Genomic DNA, 23,822 nt, shown 5'->3' on the forward strand with positions numbered 1-23,822 from the left:
CGAGCCCGAAATTATACCCGATCATCACGCCAGATCACGCAAGACCGGCGCCGGCCGCATCAAACCGGCTGCGGATACAGCATGAACCAACCGAGGCAGAACACCCCGGCGATCACGCAATACACGCCGAACGATGCGAGCCGGCCGCGCCCTTCGAAATAGCGCATCAGGAACCGCACGCTCAGGTACGCGGCAATCGCCGTCAGCACGCCGCCGAGCAGCGCATCGGCAAGCTGGTCGCGCGCATGGAACAGCTTCGGCAGTTCGAGCACGCCCGCGGCAAAGATGATCGGCGTGCCGAGCAGGAACGAGAATTCGGCCGCCTTCTCCGCCGTCAGCCCGGCCGCATTGCCGGCGATCATCGTCAGCCCGCTGCGCGAGAAGCCCGGAATCAGCGCGCCGATCTGCGCGAGACCGACGAAGAACGCCTGCTTGAACGTCATCTTCTCGGGCGCCTGATGGGCGCGGCTGCGCTGGATGCGATCGCCGAGCCACAGCAGCACACCGTTGACGATCAGCGCGATCGCGACGATCCGCAGATCATGAAACACGCGCTCGATGCGCTTCTCGAGCAGCAGCCCGACGATGCCGGTCGGGATCGTCCCGATGATCAGCGCCCACATCAGGTGCCCGTCGTCGTTCTTGCGGCCGCCGAGCTGCGCGAAGAAACCGCCGATCAGCGCGATCCAGCGCGCGCGGAAGTACCACAGCAGCGCCAGCGCGGTGCCGAGGTGGAGCGCGACGAGAAATGGCAGCAATTGCGGCGCATGCTTGTCGATGTGCATGCCGAACAGCGCCGGCACGAGCAGCGTATGGCCAAGGCTGCTGACGGGGAAGAGTTCGGTGACGCCCTGCAGGACGCTCAGAAATACCAGAAACCAGAGGCTCACGCGTCGGTCCTTTTAGTGAAGATTAAGCGGGAGGAAGGCGGACGACGCGATGCGCGTCCTGAAAAACGCGCCACGATTATGCCGAGCCCGGATTACTGCGCCAAGGCATTTGGCAGGATATTGCGGCAATGCACACAAACGCTTGCAATTTGTAAGCGCGCAGAAAGCAAAAAGCCCGCCATTTGCATGGCGGGCCTGTCGATTTCGGCAGAAATTGCCGTCAGCGGCCGAGCTGATAGAAAAATAATACCGTGCTGCCCGTAAACATGCCGAACAGTGCGATTCCCATTGCCATTGCCAGATCCATGGCCCCCTCCACGAAGTGTCATGACCCGGCAACATCACCGGTTTAGAGGCATTATCCGGACCGTTGACAGTGTTAAAAACTCGCAATTTCCCGAGAAGGGTTTTCCCGGACCGGCCGCGGCCCGATAATGGAACGCGCGTTGCTCCCTTCACCCGCCCAACCCGATTCGCCATGCCGATCTTCCAGCAACACGACATTCACGAACTTCACGCCGGCCCGTCGCTCGTCCGGGTCGCCCCGCCATTCGGCGGCCGCCTGCTGTCCTGGCACGTCGACGGCGAACCGGTGATCTTCTGGCCGGAAACCGCCGACTGGAGCAACCTCGCCCGCGTGCGCGGCGGCAATCCGCTGCTGTTCCCGTTCCTCGGCCGCCACCGTGTCGACGGCGAAATCGGCCGCTGGCGCGACGCCGCCGGCGTCGTCCGCGACCTGCCGATGCACGGTTTCGCGCGCGATCTGCCGTTCGATGCGCACCCGTCGGCCGACGGCGCCGCGCTGACGATGACGCTCGACGCGAACGACGCGCTGCGCGCGAGCTATCCGTTCGATTTCCGGTTCGAAACGACCTACCGGCTGGCCGACGCGCATACGCTCGACGTCGCGCTGACGACGACCAATCGGGGCGACACGCCGCTGCCCTACTACGCCGGCCACCATTTCTATTTCGCGCTGCCGCACGGTGAACGGGCCGACACCCTCCTCGAGCTGCCGCCGACGCACCGTTGCCAGCAGCGCGCGGACGGCTCGATCAGCGCGCCCGAACCGGGCGAAGCCCGTTACCGCCTCGACGATCCGGACATCCTCGATCGCTTCCACTGCCTCGACGGCACGCCCGCCACGCCGGTGCGCATCGTGATGCCGGGCCGCCGCCGCACGATCGAGATCGCGCTGGACGTGCCGGGCTCGATCCCGTGGTACGCGGTCACGACCTGGACCGAAAAGCCCGATTCGGACTTCTATTGCGTCGAGCCGTGGCTCGGGCTGCCCGATGCGATCCACAACGGGCTCGGGCTGCGCATGCTCGCGCCGGGCGCGACCGAAACGGCCGCGCTGCGCATTCGCGTCGCCCCGCTCGCCGGCTGATTCGACACGCATCGGGCCGGGCACGGCAGCCGCGCCGGCGCCCGAAACTGCGGTGCGCGGGTCGAACCCGTTAAAATCGGACGTTTTGTGTTGCCTGCCGCGACATGCGCGGCAGGGTTTTGCGAGGTTCAATGTTCGGAACAACAACGAAGCGACTCTTCGCAGCCGCCTGCGCCGCCCTGCTCGTCGCGTGCGGCTCCGCGCCCGTGGGCCCCGGGTTCTATCGCGTCGAGCGTGGCGACACGCTGTACAAGATCGCACGCGAGAACCGCACGTCGGTACAGAACATCGTGCGCTGGAACCAGATGACGAACCCCGATGCGATCGAAGTCGGCCAGGTGCTGCGTGTCGCGCCGCCACCCGGCACGGCCACCGCATCGACGCCGTCAACCACCGGCACCGGCAGCGCCGGCCGCGCGCGCCCGGCGCCTTCCGCGCCGGTCGAATCGGCCGTGAAGCCGGCCACGAGCATCGCGCTGATCTGGCCGGCGGCCGGCAACGTGGTGCGCACGTTCGACGGCTCCAAATCGAAGGGCATCGACATCGCGAATGCGCCGGGCACGCCGGTGGTCGCGGCCGCACCGGGTGTCGTGGTCTATGCCGGTAACGGGCTGCGCGGCTACGGCAACCTGATCATCCTGAAGCACAACGCCGATTACCTGACGGCCTACGCGCACAACCGTGCGCTGCTGGTGAAGGAAGGCCAGTCGGTCACGCAAGGGCAGTCGATCGCCGAGATGGGCAACAGCGACAGCGATCGTGTCGCGCTGCATTTCGAGCTGCGCTATGGCGGCCGCTCGATCGATCCGTCACGCTACCTGCCGGCGCGCTGAGCGCACGACGGACGACACGCGATGCCGGCACGCATCGCGTGCCGTCGCGGCGAAAACGGAAAAAAATCGAGTCAGCGCTTGCGCAGACGTCCGGTGAAACGGCCGGACAACGGATCGACATGACGAGCAAACGCCACCAGCACACCGATTCCGATCAGGCTGAACCCCGCAGCTATCAGAAGCAAATCCATGGTCACACCACTGTTTTGTCTTGATCTTATGCGTCATTGTGAAATCGTGCGCTGAGCACCGCCTGTCGGACGAGCCCGAACATTCCCTGTCAGCGAATACCATTGTGGATTCGTCTGCGTGAAAACCTGATGTAAGCCGCTCCCCCGGCGCCACGCTCGACGCCGGGGGACCGCGCGATGCTGCCCGCCGCCGACGGCTACGACACCTCCGCCCCCCGCTCGGCCCGCCCGGCCGGATGGTTTATAGTGGCGCCACGCAGTCTTTCCAAGAAACCGATGTCCTCTGATCAACACGCCACCGCGGGTGCGTCGCACAGCCCGCTCTACGCCAAACTCCTCGGCGAGACCGCCAAGATCGACTGGTGCGATCTCGAACGCTTCTTCGCGCAGGGCAAGCTGCTGTCCATTGCGCGCGACCTCGATCTCGTCAGCGTCGCGGAAGCGGTCGCCAACGACGATGCCGAACAGGTCACGCGCTGGCTGTCGTCCGGCCTCGTCGCGCGCATGCCGGCCGAGACCGCCGCCGACTACGCGGCGCGCAATCCGGAGCTGTGGGCGGTCGTCGTCTCGCCGTGGGTCTGCGTGCAGGAACGCGCCTGACGCGTCCGCCATGTCCGATTCCGCGTTACCGCACGGGGCCGGCAGCGCGTCGGGCGCCGTCACGCATCGGCGCGTCCTTGCGCTCGCGTTCCCGATCGTCCTCGCGAACCTGACCCAGCCGATCCTCGGCGCCGTCGACACGGCCGTCGCCGGCCACCTCGACGGGGCGCAATATCTCGGCGGCGTCGCGCTCGGCGGGCTGTTCTTCAATTTCGTGTTCTGGGGCTTCGGCTTCCTGCGGATGGGGACGACCGGTCTCGTCGCGCAGGCGCATGGCGCCGGCGACGCCGCCGGGATCCGCCTGAACCTGCTGCGCGCGCTGATCGTCGCGTTCGCGCTCGGCGCCGCGGTGCTCGCGCTGCAGGTGCCGCTGCTGTCGTTCGCGCTGTCCGCGCTCGGCGGCAGCGATGCCGTCCGCGCGACGGCGCTCGCATACGGCCACGCACGGATCTGGAGCGCGCCGTTCGCGCTCGCGAACTACGTGGTGCTCGGCTACCTGCTCGGCGTGCAGCGCGTGCGGCTCGCGCTCGTCGCGCAGGTGTTCATCAACGCGGTCAACATCGGCGCCGTGCTGCTCTACGTGTACGGCTTCGGCTGGGGCATCGCCGGCATCGGCGCCGCGACCGCCACTGCGGATGCATGCGGCTTCGCGCTCGGCGCGTGGATGCTGTGGCGGCTGCGGCCGCGCGGCCTCGCACCGCTCGCGCTACGCGCGCTTGCCGACCGCGTCGCGCTCAAGCGGCTGATCGCGCTCAATCGCGACATCTTCCTGCGCACGCTGTGCCTGCTCGGCGCCTTCGGGTGGTTCGCGCATCTCGGCGCGAAACAAGGCGATGCGACGCTCGCCGCGAATGCGCTGCTGCTGAATTTCCAGACCTTCATGGCGTATGGCCTCGACGGCTTCGCGCATGCGGCCGAGGCGCTCGTCGGCGCGGCGGCCGGCGCGCGCGACCGCCGCGCATTCCGGCAAGCCGTACACGTCACGCTGTTCTGGTCCGCGCTCGGCGCGCTGCTGTTCGCGCTCGTTTACTGGGCGGCGGGCGGCTGGATCGTCGCTCGACTGACCGATCAGGCCGAGATCCGCGCCGTCGCGTTGCGCTACCTGCCATGGGCCGCGATCTCGCCGATCGTGTCGGTCTGGGGTTTCCTGCTCGACGGCGTGTTCATCGGCGCCACGCAGACCCAATCGCTGATGCGCGCGATGGTCGTGTCGCTGTCGATCTTCGTCGCGGCCACGCTCGCCGCCGTCGGCACGTTCGGCAATCACGGCCTCTGGTTCGCGCTGCTGCTGTTCATGGCGGCGCGTGGCGCCACGCTCGCGCGCTACCTGCCCGCGCTGTTGCGGCGCATTGGCGCCGATCCGCGGGCCGCGGCCGCGGCCCGCCCGTGACGGCGGGCCTAAACGACCGTTACTGCACGGGTTTCGGCGACGGCGCGTCGAGCATCGACGGCGGCGTCATGTCGGTCGGCACGCCGTGATAGTCGGCCGGGTCTTCCGGCGGGTGGCCGCGGCGCGCCTGGCGGGGATCGCTGCTGCAGGCGGCGAGAAGGGATGCGGCCAGCACGGCCACCATCAAACGGGTCATCAGGCAAGGCTCCGGAAAACGGCGCGCCCATCGCACGCCGGGACCGCGCCGAGTCTAGCGGAAATCCGGTTTCAGGGTTGTGCCGCGCATGTCCTACTATGTACGCATGGCGCTGTGCCGTTGAAAGGAGGCTGCCATGTCGTCTGAGGAAATTGCGGGCCTGATCGGCCTGTTCATCGGCCTGATGGTGCTGGTCGCGCTGTCGTACTTCGAGTCGCGCGAATACAAGCGCAGCCACGGCGGCGAAGGGATGATCCACCACTGGATGGCGGAACACCACCTGCTCGACTGGCGGCGCAAGCACTGAGCGCCGCTGCCGTCCGGCCCTCCCCGGGCCGTCGCGGACGTGCCGCGCAGCGGCATGGTGGGGTCATGTACCGCCGAAATTATCAGGGCCCGATACGCACACATCGACCGGAGACATGAACGCCGTCGCGCGGCAGCTGCCGCGCGACGGCGTTTGTTTGCGTGCGCCCCTCAGGAGGTGCGACGCGACGCAGACCGCTCAGCCGAGGAAGTGGCGAGCGTAGCGCGCGTTGATGTCCGACAGGCGGAACAGCGTCAGGAAATCCGCGCAGTTGAAGTCGGGATCCCAGGCCGGCGCGCCGCAAATCTTCGCGCCGAGACGCAGGTAACCCTTGATCAGCGGCGGCGGCGCGACGACGGTGCCCGTCTGCAGCTCGTCGACCGGCAGCGCCGTGTGCGGGAACGCGCGGTATTCGGGTGCCGTCAGCGAACCCGCCGACAGCGACTGGTACAGGTTCGCCGCGTAGTGGCCGCCGTCGGCCATCGACACGCTCGCGCAGCCGAGCATCGTCTCGTAGCCGTTCTGCATCATGTACGCGCCCAGGCCGCCCCACAGCGCCATGATGACGGCGCCGCTGCGGTAGTCGCTATGCACGCACGAGCGGCCGACCTCGACCATCTTGCCGCGCAGGTGCGTGAGACGCGACAGGTCGAATTCGCCTTCGGCGTACAGGCGACCGACACGCGCCGCCTGGTGCGGCGGCAGCACGCGGTACGTGCCGACGACTTTCAGCGTATCGAGATCGCGGACCAGCAGATGGTCGCAATATGCATCGAACGGATCGACGTCGAGACCGGAAGGGCCGCTGACCTGCGCGCCCATCTCTTCGGCGAACACGCTGTAGCGCAGGCGCTGGGCTTCGCGCAGCTCGTCTTCCGTGCGCGCCCATGCGGCGCGCAGGCGATACTCCGATGTGACGGTTTCACTGGCGCGCGGCAGATGGCGCCGCGACGTGTCGAGGGGCAGCGAGGCAAAAGGGAGCGTAGGCGTCGGCAGTTCTCGCATTAGGCTTTCCTGGTCGTAAGGAATAGGACGACATGCCCGCCAATGTAGTAATCGGCCGTGACCGTTATGTGGCACGACCGTGTCCTTTCAATGACGTGTCGCCGAATTGACTTTAGCAGAAAGCTTGCGAAACCGTATGAGCAATCCCTTCGAACCTGTCCGGACGGGCCTTACACCACCAGTTCGGGCGTCAGTACCGCCCGCAGCACGGCCTGCCGGCTGCCATCGCGCGTGCGGCTCGCCAGCCACACGATCCCACCCTTCTTGACGCTCCAGCTGTCGTCGCCGCCGGCGACCAGTTGCGCGGCGACGCTGCCGAGCGTCGGCTGGTGGCCGACGATCACGACCGTCGGCGCGATGCCTTCCGGCCAGCCGGCCGCCGCCAGCACGTCGTCGACGCTGCCGCCCGGGGCGAGCGCGTCGACGGTCCGGTACTGGTCGGTCAGCGCTTCGACGGTCTGTACGGTGCGTGCCGCCGGGCTCGCGAGGATCACGGTATTCGTCTCGAGCCGGCCGCGCAGCCATTTGGCCATCGCCTGCGCGTCCTTGCGACCGCGCACGGTCAGCTGGCGCGCGAGATCGCTCGTCGCGTAGTCTTCGGCTTCCGCATGGCGCCACAGGATCAGGTTCATCATGAGGTTCTCCTTGCTTCGGCGGGCGCCCTCGCGCGCATGCGCGAGGGCCGGCCGATCGTCCTGTGAATTGTCGCAAATCGCGGCCCGCTCGCCGCCGCGGCATTTACCCGCATATCGTGATTGACCGATTCGGTCATTCGACGTTATTATCTTTGGCTCGTCGGAGCGTAGCGCAGCCTGGTAGCGCATCTGATTTGGGATCAGAGGGTCGAAGGTTCGAATCCTTTCGCTCCGACCAAAGGAATCAAGGGGTTAGCTGATGCTAACCCCTTTTTCTTTGCCGCAATGCCAAGCCGTTGCTACTATTTTGCGACCATCTGGGGCGACTTTCATAAGGATCATAGGGACCTGCGCCCGATGGCAGTCCGTCTCATCCCCGCCCAGCACCGTCTTTTCATCCCCGCACTGACTGGTGCGACGCCGCACAATATCCCCCAGCGTTCCTTCCATCTGGTCTTGGGAACTCCTTCGGCGCAATAACGAGTACGCACAAAACCACGTCCGGTATCCGCTCTTTCGAGATTGACTATCGAGTCGGAGCAGACAAATTGCCACGGCAAACAACTGGCAATCTGTACTTCGAAGCGCAACAATCCGAGTAGGCTCCGCCCCCTCACACACCAAGATATGCAGAATGAGCGGATTGCCATCAACACGAAGCCCAACTGACCAATCCGCTCTTGCCCCTTCAGAGTTTCCACATGCCAGCCCCGCCTCAATACATCGCCGGCGGTCGTCATACGTCGACCGACATGACCTGTTGTGAAGCAACGAGCTTCGGTGGCGGAGTGCACTTGCAAATACACAGGTCATCACTCAGCGCGACGCGCCGTCCGTCCGGCCCCGTCATTGGAAGTCGTGGACCGGCGCATTGAATCTTGCCGATCGATTTGCAGGCTGGGCAAATTACGTCGTCATCTTCGTGCGCGATATGCCTGCCGTCCAATTCAAACTGTGTTGCCTTCACGCGAACGGTTCCCGCCACGGTCGTATGATCGCCATCGAGAATCAAGTATCGGGTCATTTGCCGTTGCCTCCGTCACATCCCCAAACGGACGAATACAGGTGTGCTATCTTCACCACGAAATCAGCCATGCGGAGCCAAGCCTCCGATTAAAAAAAGCCAATCTCGCCATCCCGACGCCCACGCACCAGCCCACCAGAAGAGGACCGATTTCACCCGTGTACTCGCGGTCGTACTTCCAAGCTGCGACGAATAGCAACGGCACTGGTACGCCGATCATCCCGAACATTTTGGGCCAATCGGCATACGGAGCGAATACGTGAAGCGCACTGCTCACTAGGACCCAGCACGGCAGCCCAACGACGAACAGCAACCAGCCGAGCCCTATCAACGTCACGGGGTGCGCACGTCTCTTCGCTTCATTCGGTTGGTTCACGTCGAGCGATCTTCCTTGTCGATTACGAAAGAGGTCATCCGCTTGTAGCCCTCCAACGAGGAACTGGGTCAAGATTGATCAAGGTATGCAACGAGTTCCCAGGCAACAGGCGCCATGCGCTGACGTGTACCCAGCATGCTGTCGAGGACCGCTAGCCGTCGAGGCTCGTGCACGACGACGGAAGGCAACGCATCACCCTTAAGAAACCTGCGTTTCGCATCACCAATCTGACCGGCATCCAGTTTCGCGCACCATACGCCATCTTCAGGGCATTGCTGACCCGTGTGTGCGACGGTGCCTAATGGCAGACGTGCCGGAACGGTCCGCTGCTGATCTTGTTGCGAAGTCGTCTCGGTTTTCCCTTCCAGCGGCAAGCCGGTTTTCGGATCAAGATTTTGGGCCTTCGCCATCTCATTGATCATCTCGTCCGAAGGCTTCGGTGGCGGGACAGCGGCGTCCTGTTCCTTCTGCCATTGGAATGTGCCATCCCACGGCAGAAGCTTCGCCGGCGGAAGGGGCACGATCTTGTCGATGTCTGGAACCTTGGGATTGCGGCCTTCGTTACCATCGATAAACTTGCCGATCAACGCGTAGCGGCGTGATCGCTCCGCATCACTTGGAAGCGACAGATATGAAAGTCGATCAGACGGAGCGGGGCCCTTGAACCCGTTTTCGAGTGCCAAAGCCGCTTGGGCGTTGCCTGCTGCTACCCCTTTTTGAAAAGCATCAACCGCTTCGCTATACGATGCGTTGTTCTTCAAATTAATTCCCAATGCATTGGCCGCCTCACCGTACCCTTGGTCAGTCGCACACCGACGCATTTGGCGCGCAATATCCGGGGCCTTGTCATGAGGGGCCAGCAACTCGGCGACATACGTCTGCGCTTCCGGGTTGCCGAGATCGGCGGCCTTCCGGAAATAACGCAGCGCCAGCTCGGCATCTTGTCCCAATCCATACCCTGTTTCGAGATAGTGTCCGATGTCGTAGTACCCCGATGGAACGCCTTGTTGGATCAATCGCACGGCAAGCGCCACCGTTTCCTTCGGTGCGTCGGGTGATTCGGCCAAACCGTCAGAAATCAGCGACTGAAGATTCTGGTTAGCCTTGTAGTGACCGTATGCCGCCGCAATCCGGTAATAGCGCGCAACCTCGTTGAAGTCCTTTGGACCATCCTGCTTTTCCAAAAAGCGTGCGTAGAGGAACAGATTGTCTGCCTGCGGATCCAGCGACGGCAAATGATCGGCCTGCTGCGTGCAGGTAAAGGCGAGATTCGCACGCACGGCGCTCATGTCGGGCAATGAGGTCACTGACACTTCCTTCTTAGTGCAAGCGCTGGCTACTAGAGCAAGCGCAATGATGGTGGCGTATCGGTTCATGAATCAGTCAGAACGGGTAATCTTGTTCGAAGTACGCATAAAGCCGACTAGCGAGGCAGCAGGGGACTGGTTGCCAGCCCTCTGAAAATCGGCGTTGTTGTTGATCAGAAGCTCCCAGTTCTTATACGCCTCTTGAGGATCATCCTGTGCCCCCTTCCCACCAGTGTGCAGATTCCACAACTGTTGCCTCAATCGCTTCGTCACATCGCCGTGTTCGTGGCAGATGTTCAGTTCGCTGTCCGCTTCCATGCTTCGCGTGTTGATGTTCGCCGATCCGATGGTGGTGAACGTGTCGTCAACCGTCATCAGCTTGGCATGTACGTACACCGGCTCCCATTTTCCCGGCGGCGAATCCGGCGCAACCAGCGTACAGACATGCACTTTGAGCCCCGGATATTCACGGTTCATCACCGGGTGCACCGGCCCCTTCATTTCCGATTCGATCCCGGCTCGCTGCGCCTTCAGTTGATCGACCTTCTGCTTAGCCTGCGCGACGGCCTGCGTGGTCGCTGGCGTATTCGCCATGCCCTGCATCTGAAGCGCGCCGAGGTATTCCTGCCCCGCGTCCTGCTGTTTGCTCACCACGTCAGCAAATTGCTTTCTCAGGTCAGATTGGCGATCGCTTTCCTGCAAGATCGCTCCCACGCCCGGCATCGATTTCGCCTGTCCCAATGCATCAAGCATCCGATACGTGTTAAGCGTTCCCGTACTCACCGCTGCGTCGGTGGAGTTCGTGATGACGAACAGATACACCATGCCGTGCTTGCCGGAATCTCGCCCCCACTTCAGTTGCTGCGCCGCCACTGTCTTGATCTTCTCTGCGAGCGGCACCCATCGGAAATACTGGTTTTCGATGAAGACATGCTGCGTCACGTTATTGACAGCTTGAAGATACAGCGTCTCAATGTCGCGCTTCCCCTTCTGCGATTGCGTGCGCAGTATCTGCGACATGACCGGCGTGTCGCCACCGGGATCGACTCTGACCTTCAGTCGCGTGTGCAGCCCCTTGCGTTTCTCCGCCAGCGCCTGACCGGTCGCATCGTCCCATGCCTGACAGAAATTGTCGTTCAGGTAGCGCAACGTTGGCCCCGTGACCCACGCCGAAATATCCTGCCACGGCGAAAGCCCATTTCGGCCTGTCGTCGGCGTCTTGCGCACGTAGCTATGGTCGTTCGTGTCCCAGTACTGGTCGAGCATGTTATGCCCCATGACGAAGCCACGCGCGTTCTCCGGGTCTTCGTAATCGACGAGTACCATCTTCTGATGATGCGTCGGCTCGGCCAGTCCCATTGATGCACTGTTCTGCGCGCGCGTCATCACATCGCGGTCCCGATCCTTTCCATGCCAGAACGTATGCCACGCGATTTCGGCACGATTGACTGCGCTGAAACCGCGTGTCGCGAAGTCGATGTTTTTGAATGCTTCCTTTTGGTACAACGCGCCCTTGGCCGCAATATACACATCACGCGGCCCTGCCGGTAAGTTGAGCGTAACATTGTGCAGGTTCGCGCGCCGGTACCATTCCTCGTCGATCTTGCGTTGCTGATCGGTTTGGTAGTCGCGCGACATCATCGAGAACTTTTCATAGGCGGAATCCGGCAACCGTTGCTTAACATCCGTAGCGATGTCGTTGCCGGGCATATTGTTCTCGCTGAGTTCCGACACAAACGCGGGATCACGCCAGACCAACAATCGCACCTTGACGCCAGCTTCGCCCTTCTGGCGCAGCAATTCCCCAATGCCGATCCCTTGGCCGTCACGCTTGAACATCATTGAGGGCTGGAAACCCCAGCAGATGATATCGATGGAGTGTCGCGCCTTCGCAATCTGCTCGTATACGTGACCGAATGCTTCCTCGCCATTCACAAGCGGACGAAAGGTCGCGGCAGCGGGGCTGTATTCGGTCTTTTGCACGAACCAGCGGAAGGTGACGGTTCCGCTGTTTGTGCGGTTCAGCGCGATGGGCGTCGTTGCGACAAAGACATCCGAAGCGGGTGAGTTGTTTGCCATGAACTATGCTTCCGAAGAGGGATTGAGCAGATCGGCATACATCTGCCGGTGTGCCGCACGGTCTACCGCTGAAGCATCGCCGTCCGGCTGCCCCTCATGGAAATGGATACCCCGGTTCGCGAGGGCCCCGTTCGCCGCGTCGCGGTATTCGCCAGGCACGGGGATGTCGTGCCGATCGCCGTTTGCGAGTTCAAGCGTGTATTTTTGCGTCGCAACGTGATGGTCGATTGGCAACTGTCCGGACCGATCGAATACACCCTGCTCGACCAATGCACCATCGGCATACAGTTTATAAGGCATGCCGGCCGGGACAGCGCCGGTAGAAGAAGGCGACGCGAACATGTTCAGCGACAGCTTCTGGACTGGCGAATCCTTGAACGCCGGGTTCGTTATATCGACCCGTGCGGGGCCAGCAAACGAATAGCTTGCGGCCTTGAAGTCGATCTTGCCCGGCGAATGGATATTGATGCTGCCGTCCTGATTGATCTGGACGATCGCGCCACCGCACAGAATCCGGATTTCCTTACCGGAGGCGACTTCGATCACGTCCGTTACGGACCGGATGTGCAATGCAAGTTGAGCTGCCAAATCGATCACGCCGGCGTGCGCCTGAATATCGATGTTGCCTTTACCGGCGATTGCCTTCATCCCGCCGTTCTGCGCAAAGATGCTGATCAAGTTGAGCGCCGCAACGATCAACGACTGTCCCGACGCGACGGTCGTGGTCTGACCGCTGACGAGGTTGATGAGCTGGTCCGCCGCGAGATGCACCGACTGCTGCGTCGACGCGGCAATTCCGGCCGGGCTGTCCAGCAGCATCACGGGTTCCTTGAAGGCGTTCGCGGTGCCCGTGCCGCCACCTCCCGTGCGACCGCCCTTGGTCTCGGGCGTCTGCGGCAATTCGAGTGCGTCAGTGAAATGCTTCAACGCATCGTGACCGGTCTTGAGGTCCGCCGCCTGATGCCCCTTGCTGGCTTCCGACAACGAATCGACCAAATTCCCCGCACGGGCCAGTTGCTGGCGTGCTTCCCGCACGTCCAGTTGTTCGGCGTCCGGAGACTTGTGCTGCGTGCTAATCGCCATCCCCTGATTCGCGCGCATGGCACCGAATGCGTCGGTATGAAGTTTGTAGCCAATCCCGCGATACCCGCCTCGCGTGTTGCCCGTCTGATCGATCAAGTACCCCTGATGAAACAGGTGGTAGGTTCCGCCGGTATAGCTCGTCAGGCGCTGCCCGCCCTGATGCGTGGAATCGTCGTGGATCAGGGCGTTGTAGGCACCGGTATTGCCGAAGCCGCGCGACTGTTGGCCCGATTTCAGTACGTCCGAATGCCACGGCTGCTGCGTGGTTCCACCAGGCAAGCGCCCCATCACGAAGGGGCGATCACAATCCCCTTGCCAGTAACCGACCGCGACCCATTCGCCCTTGCGTGGCACGTGAACTGCACCATAGCCGTCGCCCGTATCGCCCTGCATGACCCGCAACCACGGCGATGTGTTGTAGTCGTCCGGCTTGCTCTGCCGGTCCCATGCGAACCGGCCACGTATCTCGTTGTTCTTGTTCGTCCACGCTTCTTCGCCGTCCGGTGCGCCGACCAGCAGGTGTTCAACTTGCATTGCCGGCTTCTTATGCTCGAGCGGACTGCGGTACACAACATCCGCGCGCTGCGCTTCCATCTTCATCAAGAAAAAGCCCACCGAACCATCGTTGGCACGAGGTCGGGATACCGACGCCTGCTCGTATTCCGCCTGAACGCGGTCGAACTCCGATTGCAGGCTGAACGGAAACGCTTCTGACTGCCGGGCGAACGGCACGTTGTTCAGGATGAACCAATGCATATCGACCGACAGAAACTCTCGGTCCTTCGAATCGGGGGTATCGTGACGAGGATGGTCATTCAGAACGAACCGCGAACCTGCATCGAGCCAGCGCACCCCGCCGACGCCGATAAAACGACGGGCCATCGCATCCCACGCCTGCGTTCGAATCTGTGCGCGGCGAGCACCACTGTCGGAGTCGGGGTAGCCCAACGTCGTCGGTTCGTACACTGTCGCCGGGACGCCCGGAATACTGAGGATTTCCTTGTCGCGGTAATGCTGGACGGTGTAAGTCGTCGTTTCCATCAAGCTCCCGGTCGCGAAGCTCGAACCCGGTCGATCCTGATCGAAAGAGGTAGACCTGAACTCCATCGGCTGGGCCGTCTGTTGCATCACCCATTGCGTCAAGCCATTGATTTCATCGCCTGTATTGCTTCGGGAATACGCAACATCATGAGCCTCTGGTAGCGCCGAGATGCTGTCCACGATCACGAGCGTTGTCTTCGGTGGCTCGCTATCCTTGACCGGCGCATGCTCCCAATAGAAGTACCAGCCCTCATCTTCCAAAAGCCGATGGACCAAGTTCAGGTCCGATTCGCTTTGCCGCGTATACGTGCGGGTAGTTGGCTGACTACCGAGATTGAATCGATAACGCCCGCGCAGTTGAGGGTATTTGTCGAAGACAGTGCTAATGCTCTGGACCGCATCGGAATCCAGCCAGTAATAATCGTCGCGACCTTCACCCAAGAAGAACAAGGCGGACGCGAACTCGATCTGGTAAAGCGAAAGCGCGCCATCGGCTCCCAATCGCCTGATCTGATAGACGAAGCCGTGGATCGGCCGATACTCCGCGTCGAAACCGGGAGCCGCCGGCTGCTGGATAAACAACGACACCTGCTGATGCATTAGTGCGAGCAATTCGATGTCGTCACGTGTGGAAACTGCATCCACCGTCCAGCGGTAGTCACGACCGATCTTCGACCACCCTTTCGCGCGAACGGGCGTAAGCGCGTTATCACCCAACGGGGTGCGCAGCGTCAACAAACGGCCGTGCTGCATGAGGCCCCGGTTGAGCGCTTCGTAGATGTCGCTGTATCTCAAATTCCCCGAATCTGTCGGTCCGAGTGCCATCTGTTCTTGTCCTTGTCTCTCAGGTTCAACCGTCGCAGAAATGCAAGGCAAGGACGGTCTGCGGTCGCGAATACTGCCGCTCGCGTGATTTTATCCGGAACAAGGCAGATTCGTGACACGAACAGAACTAGTCGGACAATTGTTTGACAATTATTTGCGGATATGTCCGCAAATAATTCGCCAAATAACGTGAAATCGCACCATTCTTTCGTTTCACTTTCGCTTCGGGCGTGAGGTTTACTAACCCTCCACGTAAGGGCATGCGGCCAGTGAAAGGTCCCGGCGATCAAGTCAAGACCGTTCGAAGTAGTACGGCGGCTCGTGTTGGGGCATGATCGGCGGGTCCCCGGGGGTGCGACCCGATCCCGGGTCAACGCGTGGGCGCACCCACGTCCCCACCCGCCCCCCGCGCACAGAACTTGCTCGAACACGCGATAATGCATACGAACAACCCGCATTCGCGCATGAAAAACAATATTCTCGAAACCGCCCTGTGTGCGTCGCTGCTCATGCTCGCCACCGCCGGCCCCGCATCGGCGAAAGCGCTCGACGACGCGCTCGACTGCCATTCGACCGGCCACAAGTTCGTCGCGCCGCTGCTCGCCGCCGGCGACATCCAGTCGGAGCCGATGCACGTCGAATCGAACTCGGTCAACGCGTTCCGCACGAACCGCCCGCTGACGGCCTACGGCTTCGGCGTCTATGTCGTGCTCGGCTACCAGGCGAACGACCCGATCTTCCGCCCGGGCGACGGCACGCCGATCGGCGACTGGGCCTACGGCGTCGTCGTGCGCGGCACGAAGGGCTCGGTGGAGGAAGCCGTGCGCAAGGCCGGAAGTAACGCCACCGTCAAGCAGGCGTTCCCGTTCCTCACCGCGATCGTGTGCTCGTCCGATTGAGCTGACCGTCGGCACCCCGTTACGCGGCCCGTCACGATCGTGCGGCGCGGCGCCTGACGGGCGCCTCTTGCGCATATCCACCGCGAGCCCCGGAGCCGTCTCGGGCCCGCTATCGCCCCATCACGCGCCGGTATAAACCACGCGATACGGGATCCCGACCTTCTCCCACTCCGCCGCCTCCTGGCTGAGGCTGTAGTCGGTCAACGGGTTCTGCTCGACCCACGCGTTCGGCAGGCGCACCTCATACCCGCCCTTCTTCATCTGCGAAACGGAAATGTCGGGCAGCCCCGCATCGGTTCGGCGCCGGCACAGCAGCGCCGCGAGCCGCAGGCAGAACAGCAGCGGCCACTCGACCTCGCGCGCCTGCGACAGTTTGCCGAGCTTGCCCGCATGGCCGAGCACGAGCGCGGCGAGCCGCGCCTGGTCGGTACGCGAAAAACCCGGCATGTCCGCGTTGCTCGCGATATAGGCCGAATGCTTGTGATACGCGCTGTGCGAGATCGACAGGCCGATCTCGTGCAATGCGGCCGCCCAGCCGAGGAACATCCGCCCTTCCGCGCGCGCTTCCTCGTCGTCTTCCTCGAGCTCGTCGTAGAAACGCACGGCGAGCGCACCGATCCGCTCGGCCTGCGCACGATCCACGCCGTAGCGGCGCGTGAAACCCTCGACGGTCACCGCGCGCATGTCCTCGTGCTGCGTCCGGCCGAGCAGGTCGTACAGCACGCCGAGGCGCAGCGCGCCGTCGGTCGTATCGACGTAGTCGACGCCCAGCTCCTCGAACACCGCCAGCATGATCGCGAGGCCGCCCGCGAGCACCGGCACGCGGTCGGGCTTCAGCGCGATCAGCTTGAGCCGGTTGACGTTCTCCGCCTTGATCAGCGCGCGCTTGAGCCGCTCGAGGCCGCCGCGCGAAATGCCGTGCGTGATGCCCGGATCGTTGAAACCGTTCGCCTCGACGAGCTCCGCGAGCGCACGTGCGGTGCCGGACGAGCCGATCGCCTGGTCCCAGCCGGCCTTCTTGTACTCGCTCGAAATGATCTGGATCTCGCGCTTGGCCGCGAGTTCGGCCTGCCGCATCGTGTATTCGTCGACGTTGCCGGCCGGGAAGAAGGTCCGGCTATGGCTCACGCAGCCGATATAGAGGCTCTCCATCACGATCGGCGTGTAGTGCGAGCCGATGATGAATTCGGTCGAGCCGCCGCCGATATCGACGACGAGCCGCTTGCCGGCGCTCGCCGGCACCGAGTGCGCGGCGCCCGCATAGATGAGACGCGCCTCTTCGCGGCCCGCGATCACTTCGATCGGGAAACCGAGCGCCGCCTCGGCCTCGCCGAGGAATTCGGCGGCGTTCTTCGCGACGCGCAGCGTGTTGGTCGCCACCGCGCGCACATGATCGGGATGGAAATCGCGCAGGCGCTCGCCGAACCGCTTGAGCGCCTCCCAGCCACGCTCCTGCGACGCACGATCGAGCATCTTGTCGCTCGACAGGCCCGCGGCCAGCCGAACCGGCTCGCGCAGCGCATCGACGGGATAGATCTGACTGCCCGCCGGCGTTTCCTCGACGCGCCCGACGATCAGCCGGAAGCTGTTCGAGCCGAGATCCACGGCAGCCAGCAAGTGGGGAGTTGTAACCATCTGAAGGGGGCTCCGTGCGCGTTCTTCCGCGGCAGCCATTCCGGCAGCCGCGAGCGATCAATCAAAGGCGACATTTTAAGCGTGGAACGCTTGCCATTGCCACGCTTCACGGGCATGCACACTGCTCGATTCCATATCGCCGAAACATTTATGCGACGAAAGCGTTACGGCGTAGAATTTCCGGATATAAAACCATTGCTGTCATCAGCACGTCATCGTACCGTGAGAGTTTCCGAGCGTCCTTTCGAATCATCGCCCGAATTACCGCCTACTCTGCCGATGTCCGTCCGTTACCCGCTTCTCAATCGTGAACTCGGCATCCTCGGTTTCAACGAGCGCGTGCTGGCCCAAGCGGCCGATCCGCAAGTCCCGTTGCTCGAGCGCCTGCGCTTCATCTGCATCACGAGCAGCAACCTCGACGAATTCTTCGAAGTCCGGATGGCCGGCCTGCAGGAGCAGATCCGCGACAACCCCGGCGCGCTGACGCCCGACGGCATGTCGTTGCAGCACGCTTACGATCTCGTCGTCGAACGTGCGCAGCGGCTCGTCCATCGACAGTACACGATGCTGCACGAAACCGTGCTGCCGGCGCTCGAACAGGAAGGCATCTACTTCCACGCGAGCGACACGTGGAACGACGAGCAGCTCGAATGGGCACGACGCTACTTCCTCGACGAGCTGCTGCCCGTGCTGACGCCGATCGGCCTCGATCCGGCCCACCCGTTCCCGCGCGTGCTGAACAAGAGCCTGAACTTCGTCGTCGAGCTCGAAGGCCGCGATGCGTTCGGCCGCCAGGCCGTGATGGGCATCGTGCAGGCGCCGCGCGCGCTGCCGCGCGTCGTGCGCATGCCGCATGCGCTGTCGGGTTTCGAACACGGCTTCGTGCTGCTGAGCTCGTTCATGCAGCGCTTCGTCGGCGAACTCTTCCCGCAACTCGTCGTGAAGAGCTGCAACCAGTTCCGCATCACGCGCAACAGCGAGCTGTTCGTCGACGAAGACGAAATCACCAACCTGCGTGTCGCGCTGCAGGGCGAACTGCCCGCGCGCCACCTCGGCAACGCGGTACGCCTCGAAGTGTCGGCCGACACGCCGCTGCACATCGTGCGGCGCCTGCTCGAGGAAAGCGAACTCGGCGACAAGGACTGCTATCGCGTGGCCGGGTCCGTGAACCTCGTGCGCCTGATGCAGATTCCCGATCTCGTCGACCGCCCCGACCTGAAGTTCACGCCGTTTACCGCATCGACCCCCGCGGTCATCGTGAACGCGCCGACGATGTTCGATGCGATCGACGCCGGCGACATCCTGCTGCACCACCCGTACGAGAGCTTCCAGCCCGTGCTCGAGCTGCTGCAGCAGGCCGCGAAGGACCCGAGCGTCGTCGCGATCAAACAGACGATCTACCGCACCGGCACCGACTCGCCGCTGATGGACGCGCTGATGGAAGCCGCGCGCAACGGCAAGGAAGTGACCGTCGTCGTCGAGCTGCTCGCGCGCTTCGACGAGGAAACCAACATCAATTGGGCGTCGCAGCTCGAGGCCGTCGGCGCGCATGTCGTGTACGGCGTGGTCGGCCACAAGTGCCACGCGAAGATGATGCTGATCGTGCGGCGCGTCGTGCAGGCCGGCAAGGCGACGCTGCGCCGCTACGTGCACCTCGGCACCGGCAACTACCATCCGCGCACCGCGCGCCTCTACACCGACTTCGGGCTGATGACGGCCGACCAGAAGATCTGCGAGGACGTTCATCACGTGTTCCAGCAACTGACCGGGATCGGCGGCGAACTGACGCTGCACGAGCTGTGGCAGTCGCCGTTCACGCTGCATCCGCGCATCATCGAGTCGATCCGCGCGGAAATCGACAATGCGCAGGCCGGCAAGCGCGCGCGCATCGTCGCGAAAATGAACGCACTGCTCGAGCCGTCGGTGATCGCCGCGCTGTACGAAGCGTCGCAGGCCGGCGTCAAGGTCGACCTGATCGTGCGCGGCGTCTGCGCGCTGAAGCCCGGTGTGCCGGGGCTGTCGGAAAACATCACGGTGCGCTCGATCGTCGGCCGCTTTCTCGAACACCACCGCATCTACTATTTCCATGCGGGCGGCGCCGAGGACGTCTATCTGTCGAGCGCCGACTGGATGGACCGCAATCTGTTCCGCCGCGTCGAAGTCGCGTTCCCGATCCGCGACCGCAAGCTCAAGCGGCGCGTGATCGCCGAAGGGCTGTCGGTGTGCCTCGGCGACAACCAGTCGGCGTGGCAGATGCACAGCGACGGTCACTATCGCCGGCGCCGCGCCGGCAAGACGGTCCGCAACGCCCAGCTCGGCTTGCTCGCGAAGTTCTGCTCGTGAGCCATCGGCGCGATGCGAGCCGCGCGTCGCCATGAAAAAAGCAGCCCGCGGGCTGCTTTTTTTTCGAACGCCGGGCCGCTACGCGATCATGCTTCGTAAGCGGCCGGCCGGATCGCGATGATGCGGGAGCCCGGAAACCGCGCGGTGAACGTACTGCCGCGCCCTTCCTCGCTCTGCACGTACAGATGCGCATCGTGGCGCTGCAGCACGTGCTTGACGATCGCGAGCCCGAGGCCCGTGCCGCCGGTATCGCGCGAACGGCTGCGATCGACGCGGTAGAAGCGTTCGGTGAGCCGCGGCAGGTCGGCGGCCGGAATCCCGAAACCGCTGTCCGTGACGGAAAACACGCCCTGCGCGCCCTCGCGCCGCCATGACACGACGATCTTGCCGCCGTCCGGCGTATAGCGGATCGCGTTCGTGACGAGATTCGCGAATGCACTGAACAGCTCCGTCTGCGCGCCCGTCACACCGAGCGTCTCGTCGATCGAGAACGTAATGTCGTGATGCCCGTTCGACAGCGTATGCGCGTCCTCCTTCAGATGATCGAACACCGCACGCATGTCGATCGCGCGATCGACCGGCGGCTTGCTCTCGCCTTCCAGCTTCGCGAGCACCAGCAGGTCGGTCACGATGTGCCGCATCCGCGATGCCTGCTGCTCCATCATGTCGAGATAGCGCGCGCGGTCCTCCTCGTTCAGCGGCAGCTCGCGCATCGTCTCGAGAAAGCCCGACAGCACGGTGAGCGGCGTCTTCAGCTCGTGCGACACGTTCGCGACGAAGTCGCGCCGCATCGCGTCGGTGCGCTCGAGTTCGGTGATGTCCTGCGTGAGCAGCAGCTTGCGGTTCTCGCCGTACGGAAACACCTGCACGGCCAGCACGTTCTGCCGCGCGTCGCCCATGCCGCGCATCACGAGCGTCTCGTCGTAATGCTGCGCATTCAGGTAGCGGACGAAATCGGGATGACGCACGAGGTTCGTGATGTGCTGGCGCAGGTCGCGCTTCGCGTCGAGGCCGAAATGGACTTCGGCGATCGCGTTGCACCACTCGATCTGGTCGTGGTCGTCGAGCATCGCGACGCCGTTCGGCGACGCCTGGATCGCCTGGATGAAGCGCGAATGTTGCTGTTCGACCTGCCGCACCTGCGCATGCCACTGCTTCGCGAGCTTGTGCAGCCGATAGTAGATCTCGCCCCAGATGCCCGGCGCGCTCGGCACCTCGCCGTAGACCGGGGCATCGAGCAAGCGCCACAGACGCTGCGTATGGAAGGTGCTGAAAAAGCCCTGCGCGACCAGCATCACGACCACGAACACGAGGCCCGCGGTCGGGCCGGCGAAGACGCCGACCAATACGCCGATCAGCACGAGCAGCACGAGCGACACCAGAAAGCGCGCCCAGATGATGTTCATGATTCAGCGTCCGAAAGAATGAACGGCATGCCGCGGCACACGGCATGCACGGATACGTTACGCGTGCTTGGCGAGGCGGTAGCCGCTGCCGCGCACGGTTTCGATCATCGCATCGCAGCCGGCCGGTTTCAAGGCCGCACGCAATCGTTTGATATGGACGTCGACGGTGCGCTCCTCGACGAACACGTGGTCGCCCCACACCTGGTCGAGCAACTGCGTGCGGCTGTGCACGCGCTCCGGATGCGTCATGAAGAAATGCAGCAGGCGGAACTCGGTCGGCCCGAGATCGAGCTTGATCTCGCTGCCGTCGCCGTGCGCGGCGACGCGATGCGTGGCCGGGTCGAGGCGCAGCCCGTTGATCGACACGACGTCCTCGGTCAGCTGCGGCGCGCGGCGGCGCAGCACGGCCTTGATGCGCGCCATCAGTTCCTTCGGCGAGAACGGCTTCGTCACGTAGTCGTCCGCGCCGATCTCGAGGCCGAGCACCTTGTCCTGCTCGTCGCCGCGGGCGGTGAGCATGATGATCGGGATGTGCTTGGTCCGTTCGTTATTGCGCAGGTCGCGCGCGAACGCGATACCGGACTTGCCCGGCAGCATCCAGTCGAGCAGCACGAGATCGGGCAGCACGTCGCTGATCAGGTTCTGCGCCTGTTCGGCGTTGTACGCGCGGATCGGGCAGTGACCGGCGTGCTGGAGATTCACCGAGATCAGTTCGGAAATCGCGGGCTCATCTTCAACGACGAGAATGTTGCTGGGCATCGGCACCTCTGTTCTTCCTGTACGGAGTCGATTAACTGTTGGCTTCGCGATCGAGCGTGTCGCGCGGCTGGTGCCGCACGTCGGTGCCCTTCACGATGTAGATGATGAATTCGGCGATGTTCTTCGCGTGGTCGCCGATCCGCTCGATCGCCTTCGCGATGAACAGATATTCGAGGCCGACCGAGATCGTGCGCGGGTCTTCCTGCATGTACGACACGAGCTTGCGCACGAACGCGCGGAATTCCTGGTCGATTTCCTTGTCGTCCTTGACGATCTGCGCGGCGGCCACCGTATCGAGGCGCGCAAACGCGTCGAGCGCGCGGCGCAGAATCGTCACGGCCATCTCGCCCGACACCTTGATCTCGGCGATGTTGACCGCACGCGCGGCCGGCTCGTCGACCAGGCGGCGCACGCGCTTCGCGATCTTCTCGGCCTCGTCGCCCGCGCGCTCGAGGTTCGTAATCGTTTTCGAAATCGACATCAAAAGGCGCAGGTCGCGCGCGGCAGGCTGCCTCCGCGCGATGATGTTGCCGCACTCCTGGTCGATGTCGACTTCCATCGTGTTCAGGATCTCTTCGTTCGCGATCACCTTCTCGGCCGTCTCGCGGTCGAATTCGTTCAGCGCGTGCATCGCGCCGACGATCTGCGACTCCACGAGTCCGCCCATTTCCAGCACTTTCGACGACACGGCATTCAGGTCCGCGTCGAACTGGCTCGACAGATGTTTATCCGACATGACTGTTGTTCTCCGTCATCAGCCGAAGCGGCCGGTGATGTAGTCTTCCGTTTCCTTGCGCACCGGCTTGATGAAGATCTTTTCGGTTTCGCCGAACTCGATCAGCTCGCCCAGGTACATGTACGCCGTGTAGTCCGAGCAGCGTGCGGCCTGCTGCATGTTGTGCGTGACGATCACGACCGTGTAGTCGCTCTTCAGCTCCGCGATCAGCTCCTCGATGCGGCCCGTCGAGATCGGGTCGAGCGCCGAGCACGGCTCGTCGAGCAGCAGCACTTCCGGACGGATCGCGATGCCGCGCGCGATGCACAGACGCTGCTGCTGGCCACCCGACAGCCCGTAGCCGCTCTGGCCCAGCTTGTCCTTCACTTCGTTCCACAGCGCGGCCTTCGTGAGCGCCCACTCGACGCGGTCGTCCATTTCCGAACGCGTGAGCTTTTCGAACATCTTCACGCCGAACGCGATGTTGTCGTAGATCGACATCGGGAACGGGGTCGGCTTCTGGAACACCATGCCGATGCGCGCGCGCAGCAGCGAGATGTCGCGCTTCGTCGTCAGCAGGTTCTCGCCGTCCATCAGGATTTCGCCTTCCGCGCGCTGCTCCGGATAGAGCGCGAACATCTTGTTGAACGTGCGCAAGAGCGTTGACTTGCCGCAGCCCGACGGGCCGATGAACGCCGTCACCTTCCCTTCGGGGATGCGCAGGTTGATGTTCTTCAGCGCGTGGAACTTGTTGTAGAAGAAGTTGAGGTTGTTGACCTCGATCTTCGCGTTCAGCGGCGCGAGCGGACGGCCGTTCGCCGCGTCGTGCGTGCCGGCGGGCGCAGCGGTGCGCTCGACGGGATTCAGGTGGCTTTCTGCCATATTCATCGGAT

Annotated in this window: 21 protein-coding genes and 1 tRNA gene; 8 read left to right on the plus strand and 14 right to left on the minus strand. The window is 63.3% G+C overall.

Annotated elements, in window-relative coordinates; all coding sequences use genetic code 11:
- Positions 1 to 59: 59 nt before the first annotated feature.
- Entirely contained in the window at positions 60 to 890 is an 831-nt protein-coding gene (locus tag HWX62_RS08445) for an undecaprenyl-diphosphate phosphatase (protein ID WP_175929464.1), read from the minus strand.
- A 478-nt stretch (positions 891 to 1,368) separates the two neighbouring features.
- On the opposite strand from HWX62_RS08445, the gene HWX62_RS08450 reads away from it, so the two are divergent.
- The 4 genes from HWX62_RS08450 to HWX62_RS08465 all read left to right on the plus strand — a co-directional run bounded on the left by HWX62_RS08450 (position 1,369) and on the right by HWX62_RS08465 (position 5,294).
- Entirely contained in the window at positions 1,369 to 2,280 is a 912-nt protein-coding gene (locus HWX62_RS08450; RefSeq protein WP_175929465.1) for an aldose epimerase, read from the plus strand.
- A gap of 131 nt (positions 2,281 to 2,411) precedes the next feature.
- The gene (locus HWX62_RS08455) at positions 2,412 to 3,113 is read left to right on the plus strand and encodes a peptidoglycan DD-metalloendopeptidase family protein (RefSeq protein WP_175929466.1); all 702 of its coding nucleotides are present in this window, start codon (positions 2,412 to 2,414) and stop codon (positions 3,111 to 3,113) included.
- Positions 3,114 to 3,580: 467 nt separating this feature from the next.
- Positions 3,581 to 3,904, plus strand: coding sequence for a DUF2288 domain-containing protein (locus HWX62_RS08460; RefSeq protein WP_175929733.1), 324 nt, complete (start codon positions 3,581 to 3,583; stop codon positions 3,902 to 3,904).
- A gap of 10 nt (positions 3,905 to 3,914) precedes the next feature.
- Complete coding sequence (locus HWX62_RS08465) at positions 3,915 to 5,294, plus strand: MATE family efflux transporter (protein ID WP_175929467.1); 1,380 nt, start codon at positions 3,915 to 3,917, stop codon at positions 5,292 to 5,294.
- Between the two features lie 19 nt (positions 5,295 to 5,313).
- Here HWX62_RS08465 and HWX62_RS08470 read toward each other — a convergent pair whose 3' ends face one another.
- Positions 5,314 to 5,490, minus strand: coding sequence for a hypothetical protein (locus HWX62_RS08470; RefSeq protein WP_175929468.1), 177 nt, complete (start codon positions 5,488 to 5,490; stop codon positions 5,314 to 5,316).
- 136 nt (positions 5,491 to 5,626) lie between these two features.
- Here HWX62_RS08470 and HWX62_RS08475 point away from each other — a divergent pair, with 136 nt between their 5' ends.
- On the plus strand, positions 5,627 to 5,797 hold the full coding sequence (locus HWX62_RS08475) for a hypothetical protein (RefSeq protein ID WP_162840567.1): 171 nt from the start codon (positions 5,627 to 5,629) through the stop codon (positions 5,795 to 5,797).
- 198 nt (positions 5,798 to 5,995) lie between these two features.
- On the opposite strand, the gene HWX62_RS08480 is transcribed toward HWX62_RS08475, so the two are convergent.
- Both HWX62_RS08480 and sixA read right to left on the minus strand, forming a co-directional pair.
- Positions 5,996 to 6,802, minus strand: a complete 807-nt coding sequence (locus HWX62_RS08480) for a GNAT family N-acyltransferase (protein ID WP_034206968.1) — start codon at positions 6,800 to 6,802, stop codon at positions 5,996 to 5,998.
- A gap of 170 nt (positions 6,803 to 6,972) precedes the next feature.
- Positions 6,973 to 7,437, minus strand: coding sequence for a phosphohistidine phosphatase SixA (gene sixA, locus HWX62_RS08485; protein WP_175929469.1), 465 nt, complete (start codon positions 7,435 to 7,437; stop codon positions 6,973 to 6,975).
- A gap of 161 nt (positions 7,438 to 7,598) precedes the next feature.
- On the opposite strand from sixA, the gene HWX62_RS08490 reads away from it, so the two are divergent.
- Positions 7,599 to 7,675, plus strand: a tRNA-Pro gene (locus tag HWX62_RS08490).
- A 498-nt stretch (positions 7,676 to 8,173) separates the two neighbouring features.
- On the opposite strand, the gene HWX62_RS08495 is transcribed toward HWX62_RS08490, so the two are convergent.
- From HWX62_RS08495 to tssI, 5 genes are all read right to left on the minus strand, one after another.
- Positions 8,174 to 8,461, minus strand: a complete 288-nt coding sequence (locus tag HWX62_RS08495) for a PAAR domain-containing protein (RefSeq protein ID WP_175929470.1) — start codon at positions 8,459 to 8,461, stop codon at positions 8,174 to 8,176.
- A gap of 52 nt (positions 8,462 to 8,513) precedes the next feature.
- The gene (locus tag HWX62_RS08500) at positions 8,514 to 8,837 is read right to left on the minus strand and encodes a hypothetical protein (protein WP_175929471.1); all 324 of its coding nucleotides are present in this window, start codon (positions 8,835 to 8,837) and stop codon (positions 8,514 to 8,516) included.
- Between the two features lie 68 nt (positions 8,838 to 8,905).
- A complete protein-coding gene (locus HWX62_RS08505; protein ID WP_244136000.1) occupies positions 8,906 to 10,213 on the minus strand; it encodes a sel1 repeat family protein in 1,308 nt (435 codons plus the stop codon).
- Positions 10,214 to 10,216: 3 nt separating this feature from the next.
- Positions 10,217 to 12,223, minus strand: coding sequence for a phosphatidylserine/phosphatidylglycerophosphate/cardiolipin synthase family protein (locus HWX62_RS08510; RefSeq protein ID WP_175929472.1), 2,007 nt, complete (start codon positions 12,221 to 12,223; stop codon positions 10,217 to 10,219).
- 3 nt (positions 12,224 to 12,226) lie between these two features.
- Positions 12,227 to 15,172, minus strand: a complete 2,946-nt coding sequence (gene tssI / locus HWX62_RS08515) for a type VI secretion system tip protein TssI/VgrG (protein WP_175929473.1) — start codon at positions 15,170 to 15,172, stop codon at positions 12,227 to 12,229.
- Between the two features lie 464 nt (positions 15,173 to 15,636).
- Between tssI and HWX62_RS08520 the strand changes: the two genes are divergently transcribed.
- Positions 15,637 to 16,071: a hypothetical protein gene (locus HWX62_RS08520; protein WP_175929474.1), complete on the plus strand. Its 435-nt coding sequence runs from the start codon at positions 15,637 to 15,639 to the stop codon at positions 16,069 to 16,071.
- 120 nt (positions 16,072 to 16,191) lie between these two features.
- Here the strand turns inward: HWX62_RS08520 and ppx are convergent, their stop codons facing one another.
- Positions 16,192 to 17,706 (minus strand): exopolyphosphatase, encoded by a 1,515-nt coding sequence (ppx, locus tag HWX62_RS08525; RefSeq protein ID WP_175929475.1) that lies wholly within the window; start codon positions 17,704 to 17,706, stop codon positions 16,192 to 16,194.
- A 279-nt stretch (positions 17,707 to 17,985) separates the two neighbouring features.
- Here ppx and ppk1 point away from each other — a divergent pair, with 279 nt between their 5' ends.
- The gene (gene ppk1 / locus HWX62_RS08530) at positions 17,986 to 20,049 is read left to right on the plus strand and encodes a polyphosphate kinase 1 (protein ID WP_175929476.1); all 2,064 of its coding nucleotides are present in this window, start codon (positions 17,986 to 17,988) and stop codon (positions 20,047 to 20,049) included.
- Positions 20,050 to 20,135: 86 nt separating this feature from the next.
- Here ppk1 and phoR read toward each other — a convergent pair whose 3' ends face one another.
- The 4 genes from phoR to pstB are packed head-to-tail and all read right to left on the minus strand — an operon-like array spanning position 20,136 to position 23,817.
- Positions 20,136 to 21,455, minus strand: a complete 1,320-nt coding sequence (gene phoR, locus HWX62_RS08535) for a phosphate regulon sensor histidine kinase PhoR (protein ID WP_175929477.1) — start codon at positions 21,453 to 21,455, stop codon at positions 20,136 to 20,138.
- 57 nt (positions 21,456 to 21,512) lie between these two features.
- Entirely contained in the window at positions 21,513 to 22,214 is a 702-nt protein-coding gene (gene phoB / locus HWX62_RS08540) for a phosphate regulon transcriptional regulator PhoB (protein ID WP_006750313.1), read from the minus strand.
- Positions 22,215 to 22,245: 31 nt separating this feature from the next.
- Positions 22,246 to 22,950, minus strand: a complete 705-nt coding sequence (gene phoU / locus HWX62_RS08545) for a phosphate signaling complex protein PhoU (protein ID WP_175929478.1) — start codon at positions 22,948 to 22,950, stop codon at positions 22,246 to 22,248.
- A gap of 18 nt (positions 22,951 to 22,968) precedes the next feature.
- The gene (gene pstB, locus HWX62_RS08550) at positions 22,969 to 23,817 is read right to left on the minus strand and encodes a phosphate ABC transporter ATP-binding protein PstB (protein ID WP_175929479.1); all 849 of its coding nucleotides are present in this window, start codon (positions 23,815 to 23,817) and stop codon (positions 22,969 to 22,971) included.
- Positions 23,818 to 23,822 lie beyond the last annotated feature (5 nt).

This window comes from Burkholderia sp. BCC0506 (assembly GCF_902833145.1).
Lineage (GTDB): Bacteria > Pseudomonadota > Gammaproteobacteria > Burkholderiales > Burkholderiaceae > Burkholderia.